This is a genomic window from Idiomarina sp. ST10R2A5 (assembly GCF_051842325.1).
GTDB classification, from domain to species: Bacteria; Pseudomonadota; Gammaproteobacteria; order Enterobacterales; family Alteromonadaceae; genus Idiomarina; species Idiomarina abyssalis.
This window is the reverse complement of record NZ_JBNIEX010000093.1, coordinates 1-232: the sequence shown is the minus strand read 5'-3', so window position 1 is coordinate 232 and position 232 is coordinate 1. Positions and strand designations below refer to the sequence as shown.

General features: G+C 69.4%; 1 pseudogene. It reads right to left on the bottom strand.

The window, feature by feature from the left end:
- Nucleotides 1-232: pseudogene (locus tag ACP7FG_RS13250) on the bottom strand (hypothetical protein); the annotation flags it as partial.

The following is a 232-nucleotide window of genomic DNA, read 5'->3' as shown; positions in this document are numbered from 1 at the left end:
GCCGCGACGCCGGGATGCTCCCGGAGCGCCGACACCACCTCGGTCGGGTCGACGTTCTCGCCACCCGTCACGATGGTTTCGTCGACGCGGCCGACCACGTAGACCCGCCCGTTTTCGTCCCGGTAGCCGCGGTCCCCCGTCCGCAGCCCGCCGTTTATAAACCGATCGTCCGTCACGCCGCTGTCGAGATAGCCGGGCGTGACCATGGGACCGGAGACGACGAGTTCGCCGA